This window comes from Acutalibacter muris, assembly GCF_002201475.1.
In the GTDB taxonomy this organism is placed as follows: domain Bacteria; phylum Bacillota; class Clostridia; order Oscillospirales; family Acutalibacteraceae; genus Acutalibacter; species Acutalibacter muris.
Genome location: NZ_CP021422.1, coordinates 1,002,104 through 1,014,314 on the forward strand (window position 1 = coordinate 1,002,104; position 12,211 = coordinate 1,014,314).

The 12,211-nt window shown below is 58.4% G+C and carries 12 protein-coding genes; 4 read left to right on the plus strand and 8 right to left on the minus strand.

Annotated features, from left to right (window positions below; genetic code table 11):
* Nucleotides 1–38: 38 nt before the first annotated feature.
* From ADH66_RS05030 to ADH66_RS05045, 3 genes are read right to left on the minus strand one after another with little or no spacing between them, the layout of a single operon-like run.
* Nucleotides 39–2,063: a hypothetical protein gene (locus ADH66_RS05030; protein ID WP_066534870.1), complete on the minus strand. Its 2,025-nt coding sequence runs from the start codon at nt 2,061–2,063 to the stop codon at nt 39–41.
* Nucleotides 2,053–3,096, minus strand: coding sequence for an ABC transporter ATP-binding protein (locus ADH66_RS21620; protein WP_088364376.1), 1,044 nt, complete (start codon nt 3,094–3,096; stop codon nt 2,053–2,055). The genes ADH66_RS05030 and ADH66_RS21620 overlap by 11 nt, the downstream gene beginning before the upstream one ends.
* Nucleotides 3,093–4,838, minus strand: a complete 1,746-nt coding sequence (locus tag ADH66_RS05045; RefSeq protein WP_066534867.1) for an efflux RND transporter periplasmic adaptor subunit — start codon at nt 4,836–4,838, stop codon at nt 3,093–3,095. Before ADH66_RS05045 ends, ADH66_RS21620 begins: the two co-directional genes overlap by 4 nt.
* Nucleotides 4,839–5,079: 241 nt before the next feature.
* Between ADH66_RS05045 and ADH66_RS05050 the strand changes: the two genes are divergently transcribed.
* Nucleotides 5,080–5,682, plus strand: a complete 603-nt coding sequence (locus ADH66_RS05050; RefSeq protein WP_066534865.1) for a ribonuclease H1 domain-containing protein — start codon at nt 5,080–5,082, stop codon at nt 5,680–5,682.
* 18 nt (nt 5,683–5,700) lie between these two features.
* On the opposite strand, the gene ADH66_RS05055 is transcribed toward ADH66_RS05050, so the two are convergent.
* Genes ADH66_RS05055 through nth form a run of 4 tightly spaced genes read right to left on the minus strand, consistent with a single transcriptional unit; the run spans nt 5,701 to nt 9,216 of the window.
* On the minus strand, nt 5,701–6,864 hold the full coding sequence (locus ADH66_RS05055) for a MalY/PatB family protein (protein ID WP_066534863.1): 1,164 nt from the start codon (nt 6,862–6,864) through the stop codon (nt 5,701–5,703).
* 15 nt (nt 6,865–6,879) lie between these two features.
* Nucleotides 6,880–7,740: a PHP domain-containing protein gene (locus ADH66_RS05060; RefSeq protein WP_066534861.1), complete on the minus strand. Its 861-nt coding sequence runs from the start codon at nt 7,738–7,740 to the stop codon at nt 6,880–6,882.
* Between the two features lie 9 nt (nt 7,741–7,749).
* Nucleotides 7,750–8,583 (minus strand): class I SAM-dependent methyltransferase, encoded by an 834-nt coding sequence (locus ADH66_RS05065; RefSeq protein WP_066534859.1) that lies wholly within the window; start codon nt 8,581–8,583, stop codon nt 7,750–7,752.
* Nucleotides 8,584–9,216, minus strand: a complete 633-nt coding sequence (gene nth / locus ADH66_RS05070) for an endonuclease III (protein ID WP_066534857.1) — start codon at nt 9,214–9,216, stop codon at nt 8,584–8,586.
* 107 nt (nt 9,217–9,323) lie between these two features.
* Between nth and ADH66_RS05075 the strand changes: the two genes are divergently transcribed.
* The 3 genes from ADH66_RS05075 to ADH66_RS05085 are packed head-to-tail and all read left to right on the plus strand — an operon-like array spanning nt 9,324 to nt 11,185.
* On the plus strand, nt 9,324–9,995 hold the full coding sequence (locus tag ADH66_RS05075; RefSeq protein WP_066534855.1) for a TraX family protein: 672 nt from the start codon (nt 9,324–9,326) through the stop codon (nt 9,993–9,995).
* Between the two features lie 50 nt (nt 9,996–10,045).
* The gene (locus tag ADH66_RS05080) at nt 10,046–10,705 is read left to right on the plus strand and encodes an HD domain-containing protein (protein ID WP_066534852.1); all 660 of its coding nucleotides are present in this window, start codon (nt 10,046–10,048) and stop codon (nt 10,703–10,705) included.
* A gap of 21 nt (nt 10,706–10,726) precedes the next feature.
* Entirely contained in the window at nt 10,727–11,185 is a 459-nt protein-coding gene (locus tag ADH66_RS05085; protein ID WP_207653033.1) for a CvpA family protein, read from the plus strand.
* A gap of 166 nt (nt 11,186–11,351) precedes the next feature.
* Here ADH66_RS05085 and ADH66_RS05090 read toward each other — a convergent pair whose 3' ends face one another.
* A complete protein-coding gene (locus tag ADH66_RS05090; protein WP_066534850.1) occupies nt 11,352–12,206 on the minus strand; it encodes an MBL fold metallo-hydrolase in 855 nt (284 codons plus the stop codon).
* Nucleotides 12,207–12,211 lie beyond the last annotated feature (5 nt).

A 12,211-nucleotide genomic window follows, 5' to 3' on the forward strand; every position in this document is an offset into this window, starting at 1 on the left:
TATGGGCCCATATGCCCTGGAAGGACAGGCGTATATTCTCAATCAAGGATTATCCCTCCTCCATCTTCCGTTTCAAAAGTGATGCCCTCCTCGGTCCTGCCTGTGATAACGCCGCCCTCAGGAATATCCTGGGCCGGGTCGCTTTCAACAGGTTCGCTTACCTCCCCGCCGTCCTCGGGGAAACTTTCATAGGGGAGCTCTCCCGAGGAACTGTCCACGCCGGAGCTGTCCCCGCTGCCGTCAGGGTACGGCGGCTCTTTGGTCTCCTCAAGGATAACCCGCACGCCCTCTTTAACGTCCGGGCCGTAGGGGAAGGCAATGAACTCGTCCTGGCCTATGCCGGACTTTATCTCCAGGGACTGGCCGCCCCATATGCTCTTGCCCACGGTGATATAGGACTTCATTAGCCTGTTGTCCTTCCCGGCCTTCATTACGTAGTAGCCGGAGTCGTCCTCGCGGATGTACATCTTGTCAAGATAATATGCGTCTGAGCCGCTGGTGTCGTTGACCTTCATGCTGATGTCCACATAGGTGCCGTTCTGCACAGTGTCGTCCGCGTCTAAGAGGACCGCCGTGAACTCATAGTTAGAGGTGTTGGGGTTGGAGTCCGAGGAGTAGTAGTAGTTGCTGCCCTCCGCCGGGTAATCGGAGATGGACAATATCTGGGCGGTATAGGTCATGCCGTTCATCCAGGAGTTAACAGAAATCTCGTCGCCCACGTTTACGCTGCCCAAAAGGGCCTCGTTCAGGGTGCCGTTCACATAGTATTGCTGTGCGCCGGACACCACCAGGAAGGGCTTGCCCTCGGCGGTGGCGGAGTCTATATCGATAAGGCTGCGGACCTGGCCGTCCACGTTGCTGAGCACCGTGGAGTTTTCCAGGGCTCTGTTGGCCTTGTCAAGGTCCAGTTGGGCCTGCTTCATTTCGTGCTGAAGGGTGGTGAGCTCCTGCTTCTTGTCTTTGATAAGCTTATTGAGCTCCTCCTTGGTGTAGTTCATGTGGTTATAGTTATCCGGCTCCGGGGTGGGCTTTGGGGTGGGAGTGGGGGTAAGCGCGGCCCGGTAGCTCTCCGGGGCCTCTATAGCGTCGTCGACTATATCCGCCGCGGCGGATACGCCGTTTAAAAGCCCGGGCAGGCTTACAGAGCCGGAAAAGCCTGTGCCGTCCAGGGTGACCGAGGACAAGAGCTCGCCGTAATTGGAATCCTTCTCCCTAACCTCGAACACCGCCGCGAAGGGGCTGATGAGCTTTGGTGAAGGGGAGGGGGTGGGGGACTCCGAGGGGTCCGGGGAAGCGCTGGGCTCTGGCGAGCTGTCCGGGCCGGGAGAGGGCTCCGAGCTCGAATCAGGACTCACAGAGGGCTCCACCGAGGGCTCCGGGCTGGGCACAAGGCCCAGAAGAAGCTTTAAAAAGTCCGGGGTCAGCTTATAGCCATCCTTGCAGAGGAACACATAGGGGTCCGCCGCTGTGCCCGAACCCTTATAGGGTATGGAGTCCACCGTCAGCTCGGTGTACACGTTCACGTCCGCCGGGGGTATGGGGCTGGGCGAGGGTGTGGGCGTGGGTCTTGCCGTGGGCCTTGGTGTGGGCGTGACCCTGGGCTTCGGGGTCGGGGTGACCTTGGGCCTTGGTGTGGGCGTTGGCTCCACATAGGCCTTGGTATTTTGCAGCTTTTTAAGCTGCCTGTTGGCCTCGTCTATCCTCACCTGCACCTGCTTCTGGGCGATGGTTTTGGACTCCACGTCCAGTTCAAGGGCCTCCCGGTTATACTGCAAAAGGGGGTCCCCAATCGCAACCTGCTGGCCCTCCTCCACGAATATCTCGCTGATGGATTTGGAGGAATCGGGATAGAGCTCCTGCATATAGTCAGCGACAATATTGCCGCTGGTGGAGGTCTGGTCGCCCCAGTAGGTGTTTGACACATACATCATGGGGACCACCTCGACGGTCTTCTGGTCGTTCTTATAGTTTATATACTGCACGCCGCCTATGATGCCGCCAATAAGCACCACAGCTACAACGCCCAGAATAATGAGACGCTTTTTAAGTTTTTTATTCTTCATGGTCCGCCCCCTCCCTTCCTGCGGCGGCCATGCGCTCTAAAGAGGCGATAATGCTCTGGCCGCTGATTTCCTCCTGGGGCTTTTGGGTCTTCGGATTTGAAGGCTCCTGTTTGGGAGCAGGGGCCGGGGGAGCCTGGGGCTCCGGGGCCCTTGGGGCGGGCGCCGGCTCCTGTCCGCTTTCGGGAGATTGCCCCTTTTCGGGGTCCGGCTTGTGCCGCCCAGGCATATGGGGCAGCTTTGGCGGCACAAGGGATTGCCGCGGCTTCTTCACCTTCTGGGGAGCCGGTATAGCGGCCTGGGACGGTTTGGGCGCGGGCGGGGCCGGCTCTGCCTGGGGCGCGGCCTTGGGCTTTATGGGCCTGCCGTCCGGGCCCAGCAGCAGGCCGTCCCTGATGTGCAGGGTGCGCTTCGCGTGGGCGGCTATTTCCGGCTCGTGGGTTATCATGACTATTGTGACGCCCTCTTGGTTCAGGCTCTTGAATATCTCCATTATCTGCTCGCCGGAGCGGGTGTCCAACGCGCCCGTGGGCTCGTCGGCCAGGAGTATCTTGGGATTATTTACAATGGCCCTGGCTATGGCCACCCGCTGGCACTGGCCGCCGGAGAGCTGGGTGGGCTTAAAGTCCGTGCGGTCTCCAAGGCCCACCCGCTCCAAGGCCCTGCGGGCTATCTCGTTGCGCTCCCGCTTGCGTACCCCGGCATAGAGAAGGGGCAGGGCCACGTTCTCAAGGGCCGACTGGCGGGACAGTAGGTAGAAGCTCTGGAACACGAAGCCTATGCTTTTAAGGCGCACCTCGGACATACGCTTCTCGCTGACGGCGGCAATGTCCTCCCCCTCCAGAATATATTCCCCGGAGGTGGCGCTGTCAAGACAGCCGATGATATTCATAAGGGTGGTTTTGCCGGAACCCGAGGGGCCCATTATCGCCAGGTACTCCCCCTCGCTGACCGTAAGGGATATGCCGCCCAGCACCGGCACCTCCATCTTGCCCTGTAAATAGGTCTTATAGATATCGCGAAGCTCTAACATCATTGTACCGGCTCACCCCCAACATCGTCGCCGCCTCGGGGCATGATGGCGTTATCGTCATCTGGCAACGGGTCCGTTTCGTCCTCGCCGCCCTCGGGAATTACGGGCACAGCGCCCTCGTCATAGCCCAGGCCCGGGTCAACACCAGAATCCACACCAGAATCCACACCAGGGTCTACGCCCGGGTCAACACCCGGATCCAAGCCCGGGTCAACGGCAGGCTCATCACCGCCTGGTATGGTCATGGCGGACGCGTCGGTGGTGGTGGGCCCGCCCTCTATCAGGTCCTCTGCGGGTATGGTGATGTAGTCGGAGGCCGCAAGGCCGCTGATTATCTCATAAAGCCCCTCTCCGGCGTCGTACTGGCCCAGCATCACCGGACGCTTCTCAAGCCTCTCGTCCTCGCCCCGTGCCCAGACATATCCGCTGCCGTCCTCCTCTACCACCAGGTACATCTCGGGCAGCCACATGCCCGTGCGGGAAACAGAGGCTCCAGTGTCCGGCTCAATATACACGTGCTGGCCAAGGATAAGCCCCTCGGGAGCGTCAAGGGTCACAAAGAAGTTGTACTTGGAGGCCTTCTCGCCGCCGCCGCCGTAGTCATACATATTGTTGTTGTCCTGCACCGGCTCATGCTCGATGGACTCTATCATGCCGGTCCAGCGGCTGTCTGGGTCCACCCGGGAGCGCACCGTGACGGTCTGGCCCTCTGAGAGGGAGTTAAGGTTCATCTCGGTGACGGTGCCCTTTATCCTGAACTCCCCGGAGGAGAGTATGCTCATAAAGGGCAAAGGGTTGCCCTGGGAGTCAGTGGCGGGGGTCGTGTGTATTTCCTGAACGGTGCCGTCCACCTCGGAGAAAACCTGGTTATTCTCAAGGGAATCCCGAAGCTTGTCAAGCTCCGACTGCTTTACCGAGCGGTCATACTCCCTGGACTTTATCTGAAGCTCCACGGACTGTATCTCCACGGTGTACTTGAACTGGTCGTCCTTGCTGGCCTCCTTCTGCTCCTTCTCAAGCTGGGTCTTATTGTCGTTAAGGACCGTCAGCTCGTTGGCAATACCCTCCAGCTCCAGCTCCGCCTGACGTATGGACAGATCCATCTCCCCGGTGTCATAGCTGAAAAGCGCCTGTCCGGCGGTGACCATGTCCCCCTCATGGACCAGCACCTCTGAAACGGTGCGGGTATCGTCCTTATTGACCTTGGTTATCTTCTGGGGCTCCACCAGCCCCGAGTACCTGGGGTCTAGGTCCGACATCACGCCGGTAATGGAGGATACGGGGGTAACATAGACCGGGGAGGCGTTCTGGGCGGCGAAGTAGCCCCGAAGGCCGAAGAACCATACGCATAGGCCCACAAGGATTACCAGTACGATTATCCCCGCGGCGATAAGCCCCTTTGCCTTGCCGTCCAGCCTATGTCCCTGGGCCCTGCGCATTGGCAGGTTTGTGGATTTCGGAGCCATATGCGCCGCCTCATAGGGTGCGGCAGGCTGTGGAGCCATATTTTGCGGCGCCGCGTTTTGCTGCGCCGCAGCTTGCGGCGCGACAGCCTTCTGTGCCGTATTTTTTGGCGCATCAGTTTGCGACGCCGCAGGCTGCGGGGAGGGCTTCTGCGCAGCGCTCTGCGATGGCTTTGGGGCGGCCTGGGGCGGCGCGGCGTGTTTTGGGGCGGGGGACCGTGGCGGCGCGGCCTTGGGGTCCTGTTCGGGCTTATGTTCCATGTTCCGATTATCCTTATCCATAAGCAAAAGCGCTCCTTTATGCCAGATTCATTACAAAAGGGCAGAAAAGGCCCACAGTACATTCCTTAATATTATACATCATCCCGGGCCGTATATCAACCGATTTTGCCCCCTATATCTTAAATATTTTTTTAAGAAACTGTAAATTTGTCCGGGGCCCGCCAGAAGGTTGCTTTTGGCGGCGGTTTAAGGTATACTCAATAGTATATAGACGATAAATGCACACAGGAGGTAACAGAATATGGCGAAAAAATTTTACGCTGTCCGTGTGGGCAGAGACGGCCCGGGCATATATGACGCCTGGGACCAGTGCAGGACACAGGTCCACGGCGTGGCGGGGGCCGTATACAAAAGCTTCCCCACCAGGGAGGAGGCCGAGTCTTTCCTCAGTGGCGGGGAGGCTGAAGCTGATACCGCGCAGCCAGACCCGGAGGGCGCGATAGCCTATGTGGACGGCAGCTACGACAGTGCTACCGGGGACTTCTCCTGCGGGGCGGTACTTTTCCTGAACGGCGGGGAGATCACCTTTTCAGAGCGTTTTCACGACCCGGAGCTGTCGAGTATGCACAACGTGGCCGGGGAGATAATGGGAGCGCTCACCGTCATACGCTACTGCCTGGAGCAGGGTGTCCCAGCCCTTACAATATACCACGACTACGAGGGCGTGGGCCGCTGGGCGGACGGCGGGTGGAAAGCAAACAAGCCCGGCACCCAGAGCTATGCCGCAGAGTGCCGGGCCGCAAGGCGGTCCATGAAGCTGAGATTCGTGAAGGTAAAGGGCCACTCCGGGGATAAGTACAACGATACGGCGGACGCCCTGGCCCGGAAAGCCCTGGGGCTATAGTTACCGGGGTTTTACTGTTTATCCCTTAACAGCCTTTTCAAGCCGCTCGAGGGCCTTCATAAGCTCGTCCCTGGGCACGGCCAGATTCACCCGCTCGAAGCCGATGCCCTCGTCCCCGAACATATACCCCTCGTCCAGGAACAGTTCGGCCTCTACCATCATATTTTCCAGCTCCTCCTTGTTCTTTCCAAGGGCCGTGCAGTCCAGCCAAAGGAGATAGGTGCCCTGCAATTCGATGGCCTTTATCTCGGGCAGTCTTTCGGCTATGAAATCCACCGCCGCCTGACGGTTGCCGTCGATGACCTGGACCATTTCCTTTGCCCACTCCTCACAGCGGGTATAGGCAATGCGGCAGGCCTCAAGACCAAGGGCCGAGGGCCCGCCAAAGCCGAGTATCTCCTTAAAGCGCTTTCTGTCCTCCTCATCGGGGATAATGATATTCGAGGTCTGCATGGTGGCGAGGTTAAAGGTCTTGCTGGGGGCGGTGCACACTATAATGTTGTCAGAGGGCTTCGCCACGTTATGTATGGTGGTGTGCTTAAACCCGGGCATGATGATGTCGAAATGTATCTCGTCGCTTATAATGCGCACCTTATGCTTCCGGCAGATATCGCATATCCTTGTAAGCTCCTCCGCGCTCCAGACCCGGCCCACAGGGTTATGGGGGCTGCAAAGGAGCAGCATTTTGTTGTTTTCTTCGGCGCAGAGCTTTTCAAACAGGTCGAAGTCGATGATATATGTGTTGTCCTTATATATCAGCGGGCAGCGGGCGACTTTGCAGCCGTGGCCCTCGATAGCCATGTAGAAGGGATAGTACACCGGCGTGAAGGTGATAACGCCCTCCCCGGGCTTACAGTAGGCCTCCACCGAGACCTTCAGTGCCTCCACGACCCCGTGGGTGCCCACTATCCAATCGGGCTCGATATGCCAGTTATGCCGCCGCTCCATCCAGGCGCAGACCGCGTCGTAATACTCTTTGGTGGGCCCGGTATAGCCCAGGATATGGGTGTCCATAAACTCCTTAAGTCCCTCGGCAATCTCCGGGGGATTCTTGAACTCCATGTCCGCTACAGAGAGGGGCACCGGGCTGTATTTAAGCTCCGGCTTCTTTTCGCGCATACCGTCCCACTTGCCGCTGCCGTGGGTAGAACGGTCGATAAGTGTGGTGAAATCGTACTTCATTTTGCATACGCTCCTTTAATCTATAATATGATTTATTAGTTTTGAAACGGAGTCCAGGCTTACAAACTGGCCCCCGATAACCTGCTTCTGCTTGCTGAAAAAGCTGCCATGATAGTCCGTTCCGCCGGAGATATACAGCCCCCGCTCCCGGCACAGGGCCAGAAGCTCCCGCTGGAGCCCGAAGCCGTGGAGGGGGTGTATGCACTCCACGCCCTCTATGCCCGCCTGCAAAATGCCCTCAAGCTCCGACCAGAACCCGGCGTTGTCCCCGCCGTACTGGTCATAGGGTATCTGCTCCCCCGGATGGGCGAGTATAGGCACGCCGCCCGCACCCCTGACGGTCTCTATGGCCTCTTTAAGGCTAATAAACTTGATGGTATTGGTCTTAAACCCGTACTGGCCGTAATACTTCAGCCCCTCTAAAAGCGAGCCGGTAAGTCCGATGTCCATGAGATAGTTCAGCAGCCTCCAGCCGCCCCGGCCGCCCGGTATCTCGTACCCGTTATAATCAGCCTCGGCCACGCCAAGGCTGTCCAGCTCCATGCGCCGGAGCAGGTCGAGGTTATACCCCTCCTGCATATCAGCGTTATGGGCGCATATGTCAAGCAGACACCTGTCCTTTACGTCAACCCCGAAGCCCAGCATATGGTACTGTTTCCCCTCATGGATAACGTCCAACTCCACCCCGGGTATCAGCTTCACGCCAAGCCTGTCTGCTTCGCGGAACGTGTCCTCAGTGTACGCCGCTACGGTGTTGTGGTCGGTTACGGACAGAAATTCAACGTTATTCCGTGCCGTCAGCGCCAGTACCTCATGTACCGAATCGCTGCCGTCGGACAGATTTGTGTGCACGTGCAAATCGGCAAACTGTTCCATGATATCCCCCTAGTCGCATATAAACGTGACAAATCTGGTTTCTGTTTCCACAACCGGCAGCGCGTCGAACTCCGCCCCCGGCGCCACCACGCCCACCGGCGTGGGCGGCAGCTTAATGCGTGCGCCCTCGTGGCAGCTTACCCGCCAGCCGCAGCCCTCCATGAGCTCCGCCAGCCTGTCCTGAGAGTACGCCCCTTCAAGGCCCAGGGCCTTTGCGGCCTCCTGGTTCTCCCGGTCGTCCTCGGGGAAGAATTCGCAAAGGGCATAGAGCTTTCCACTGCACACCCGCCGCAGCTCCCTGATCACCCGCTCCGGCCCGGGAATGTTCTGAAGCCCCAGACAGGTGGTGACAGCGGCAACGGAGCCGTCGGGGAAGGGAAGCGCCTTTGCGTCGCAGGCGGTAAGCTTCAGCTGCCCGCTTTTGATCTGTCCCGGGAACCTGCACCCCAGGTGGTCCTCAAGGACGCTTTCGGAGACGTCAGTGGCGGTCACTTTCGTGTTTAGCCCACAGAGCAGCCGTTCCACCAGCATACCCCGCCCGCTGGCGATGTCCACCACCCGGCCGGGGCAGCCCGCCAGCTCTTTGGCGATAAAGTCCAGATGGCTCTCGAATTCGCGTACATAATCCGCCGGGTAGCATTTCCGCCAGGCAAGCCGGAACAGCTCCGCCGCCTCCCGAAGAAGCCCCCGCTCCTTATAGAGCGCCGACTTGCAGGCCAGGTCCGCGCCGTTAAGGCTCATATTATCAGCTTCGTCCAGGGTCCTGACAACCTCCGGGTGCTCCCGGAAAAACTGTGAGAGCCCGCTCTGGTTTTCCGCCCAAGCGTCTCTGTTATCGCCCATTTACTCCACCCCCACCCTCCTGCAAAACTCCTTCATGCAGCACTTCTCGCACAGGGCCTTGCGTGCAATGCACACCGCCCGGCCGTGGAGCACCAGCCTGTGGCAGAAATTATTGGACTCCTCCGGGGGCAGCACCGCCCGCAGGTCCCGCTCTACCTTCTCAGGGGCCTTGTTCTTTGTGAGCCCCAACCGCCCGGAGATGCGTATGCAGTGGGTGTCGGTGACCACGGCGGGCTTATGGTACACGTCGCCCAGGATAAGGTTTGCGGTCTTTCTGCCCACGCCGGGCAGGCTGAGAAGGTCCTCCATATTGTCCGGCACCCGCCCGCCGAACTCGTCCCTTATCTTCCGGCAGGCCCCGAGAATATCCCGGGCCTTGGCTCTAAAGAACCCGCAGGAGTGTATAAGCTCCCCTATCTCCTCCTCGGTGCCGTCACAGAAGGCCTCAAGGGTGGGAAACCGCTCAAACAGGGCCGGGGTTACCAGGTTCACCCTGGCGTCCGTGCATTGGGCCGCTAATCTTACGGAGATAAGCAGCTGCAGCGGGTCCTCATAGTCCAGCGAGCACAGCGCGTCGGGATATTCCTCTTTCAGGGCGTGTACGGCTTTTATGGCCAGTTCCTGGGTATCCATCAGGTATCAATCCCCTTTTACATGGTTTTATATAATAATACAACATATTCCGACAGTTGACAAGCCAAAAAAGAGAAGATATAATACGAAAAAAGGAGTGTTTTGTTATGTCCTCTGCCGCGCTGCAAATTATCGCCCTTGTCACCATGCTGATTGACCATATCGGCTACCGGCTTTTCCCCGGTGTGGAGCCCCTTCGGATAATAGGGCGGATAAGCTTTCCCCTGTTCGCCTTTATGCTGGTGGAGGGCTTCATACATACTAAGGGCCGGTGGCGGTATCTGGGACGGCTTACCCTGTTCGCGGCCATATCGGAGATACCTTATAAGATATTCTCAAGAGGTGGCCGCTGGTGGCTGCATATCTGGGGAGAGCCCCTTTGGAACAACGTGTTCTTCGAGCTTATGCTTATCTTCATCGCCGTGTGGAGTATACAGGCGGCCCTTGAGAAAAACAAGCTCTTCTTTGTCCTTACTGGCTTGTGCCTGGTGCTTGCGGGCCTGATGGGGACTATGTACGGCGTGTACGGTATACTGATGGGAATATGCTTTTATATCTTCCGAAAGGACCGGCTGCTGGCGGCGGCGTGCCTTATAGCCCTTACCATACTGTACTGCCTGCAAAACTGGAGCCTTTTCCAGATATGGGCCATACTTGCCGCCGTGCCCATCTGGTTCTATAACGGCAAGCGGGGACCGCGGCTGCCGAAATACTTCGGGTATATATTCTATCCGGCACATCTTCTGGTGATATGTGCCATACACGGTCTTATAGCTTGATAATTCCCGGGGAATATGGTAGACTAAAAGAAAACATTTGGGAGAAGAAAATGGTGACTTACGACGAGATAAAGCGGGACCCGGCCATAAAGACCTATATCGCACAGGCGGACGCGTCAATGGCGGCCCTGGGCTTTACTGAACACAGCTTTGCCCACGTGGGCCGGGTGGCGGCGGTAGCCGGGGATATTCTCGCAGAGCTGGGGTATCCTCCGCGTCAGGTGGAGCTGACGCGGATAGCCGGATACCTGCACGATATCGGCAACCTTGTGAACCGTGTTGACCACAGCCAGAGCGGCGCGGTGATGGCCTTCCGGCTCCTGGACAATATGGGCTTTCCCCCAGAGGAGATTGCCCTTATCGCCACAGCCATCGGCAACCACGACGAGGGCACCGGCGTGCCGGTAAGCCCGGAGGCCGCGGCCCTGATAATCGCCGACAAGTCCGACGTGCGCCGCACCCGGGTGCGCAGTAAGGCCCCCCACGGGTTTGACATACACGACCGGGTGAACTACTCCGTCACAAAGTCGGAGACGGTGATAGACAAGAAGAGCGGGGACATTTGGCTGAAGCTGGAGGTGGACCCGGCTTTCAGCTCGGTGATGGAATACTTCGAGATATTTATGGCCCGGATGATACTCTGCCGGAAGGCGGCGGAAAAGCTGGGGCTCAGGTTCAAGCTGGCCATAAACGGCCAGGAGCTGATATAGGGGGGAGCTATGCAGTATTGTATGAAATGCCGCCATCTCTCGGAGGACGGCCCTGTAAAGTGCCCAAACTGCAAGAGCAGAAAGCTGCGTCCGGCGGGGGAGGGGGACATGGTATTCCTCTGCAAGGCGGATATGTATGCCGCCGGGAGGATAAACGAGGCCCTTATGGGTGCGGGCATACAGTGCAGGCTTGAAAACGCAGGGAGCGCCTATTTTAACTTTGACAGCGAGACTTCGCCCACGGACCAGAACATATTTGTGCCCTATGAGACGGTGGACAGGGCGGAGGAGACAGCGGCTCGGGCGATGCGGGAGGTCGAGAGTGAGCGGGAGCCCGAGGAGGGCGGGGACGATAGGCCCGGAATGAAGCGGATAGTGGGCGAGGTGCTGTCGGTGCTGGCGTTCCTGGTGTTGATAATGCTGGCGGTGTACGGCGCGGACGGGCTGGCCAACTGGCTGAAGGGCCTGGTGGGCATGTAAGGACGCGTGTCGAAGTGTTTGCAAAGCAAACTCTTGTGCGTCTAGGCCCCTGGTGGGGTGTGGGGCAAAGCCCCACGACCTGTTGCCGACGACGTTGGCCTTTGGCCAAGTCGGGCCAAAAAATACTCAAAAAAATAGCCGTGGCAGCAAGGCCACGGCTCGTGTTTTACTGTATGTCCTTCCTCCAAATCCGCTCCTTGGAGTATGCGATATTAGCCGTCCCCCCATCAAGCCGCCGGTAATACTGGTCCTTCTCCTTGGCATACCAGCAAGCCTTCCCGGTAAACCCGACCGCCTCCACCGCGTCATCGGTCCCCGCCATTATCTCGTCGCAAAGGGTAATGGCGCTGTCGATTATCTCCGGCTGCTCCAGGGCCCCGCCATGGCCGCCCCAGAGCCCGTCAAAGGCGGGCTGGAACTTCTTGAAGCGCAGAAGGCTCTCTTTGAATTCCTCAATGGAGGCGGACTCCTCGCCGTACACCAGGGTGTTGCGGTTGCACGCGTCCCCGGAGTACACCACCCGCCGGTCTCTGTCCAGGAACACCACCGTGCCCCGGGTGTGGCCGGGCACGGCTATGGCCTCCAGCTTCACGCCGCCCAAGTCAAAGATATCGCCGTCCTTTATGGGCAGGGTCTTTACCGGCCCCGGAACGGTTACGTCGGAAAGCTTCGGTTCCGTGGGCAAAGGCGCGAACATGGCCCCGCTTTTGGCAAAGCCCAGGCGCATTTCCATATCGCTGTGTGCGTACATAAGCCAGATGTCATCAGGGGCCAGGTACACCTCTTTATACTCAAAATCCGCGCCGATATGGTCCACGTGGCCATGGGTGTTCACAAGAGTCACCGGCAGCTCGGTAAGCTCCCGGACAAAGGCCTTAAGGCTTCCAACGCCGGACAGGCCGTCTATAAGAAGGGCCTTTTCACTGCCCTCAAGGAGAAAGGCCTGCTCGCCACCAAGGCCTGTGATAAGGGTAACGTTATCATATATCTTGCGGGCTTTGAAAAATTTTGACTCATACATGGCTT

Excerpts from the sequence above, each read along its gene's own strand:
- ADH66_RS05045 (WP_066534867.1), bottom strand. The coding sequence starts at position 4,838 with ATGGATAAGGATAATCGGAACATGGAACATAAGCCCGAACAGGACCCC.
- ADH66_RS05080 (WP_066534852.1), top strand. The coding sequence starts at position 10,046 with ATGGTGACTTACGACGAGATAAAGCGGGACCCGGCCATAAAGACCTAT.
- nth (WP_066534857.1), bottom strand. The coding sequence starts at position 9,216 with ATGGATACCCAGGAACTGGCCATAAAAGCCGTACACGCCCTGAAAGAG.
- ADH66_RS05050 (WP_066534865.1), top strand. The coding sequence starts at position 5,080 with ATGGCGAAAAAATTTTACGCTGTCCGTGTGGGCAGAGACGGCCCGGGC.
- ADH66_RS05030 (WP_066534870.1), bottom strand. The coding sequence starts at position 2,063 with ATGAAGAATAAAAAACTTAAAAAGCGTCTCATTATTCTGGGCGTTGTA.
- ADH66_RS05055 (WP_066534863.1), bottom strand. The coding sequence starts at position 6,864 with ATGAAGTACGATTTCACCACACTTATCGACCGTTCTACCCACGGCAGC.
- ADH66_RS05090 (WP_066534850.1), bottom strand. The coding sequence starts at position 12,206 with ATGTATGAGTCAAAATTTTTCAAAGCCCGCAAGATATATGATAACGTT.
- ADH66_RS21620 (WP_088364376.1), bottom strand. The coding sequence starts at position 3,096 with ATGATGTTAGAGCTTCGCGATATCTATAAGACCTATTTACAGGGCAAG.
- ADH66_RS05085 (WP_207653033.1), top strand. The coding sequence starts at position 10,727 with ATGAAATGCCGCCATCTCTCGGAGGACGGCCCTGTAAAGTGCCCAAAC.
- ADH66_RS05075 (WP_066534855.1), top strand. The coding sequence starts at position 9,324 with ATGTCCTCTGCCGCGCTGCAAATTATCGCCCTTGTCACCATGCTGATT.
- ADH66_RS05060 (WP_066534861.1), bottom strand. The coding sequence starts at position 7,740 with ATGGAACAGTTTGCCGATTTGCACGTGCACACAAATCTGTCCGACGGC.
- ADH66_RS05065 (WP_066534859.1), bottom strand. The coding sequence starts at position 8,583 with ATGGGCGATAACAGAGACGCTTGGGCGGAAAACCAGAGCGGGCTCTCA.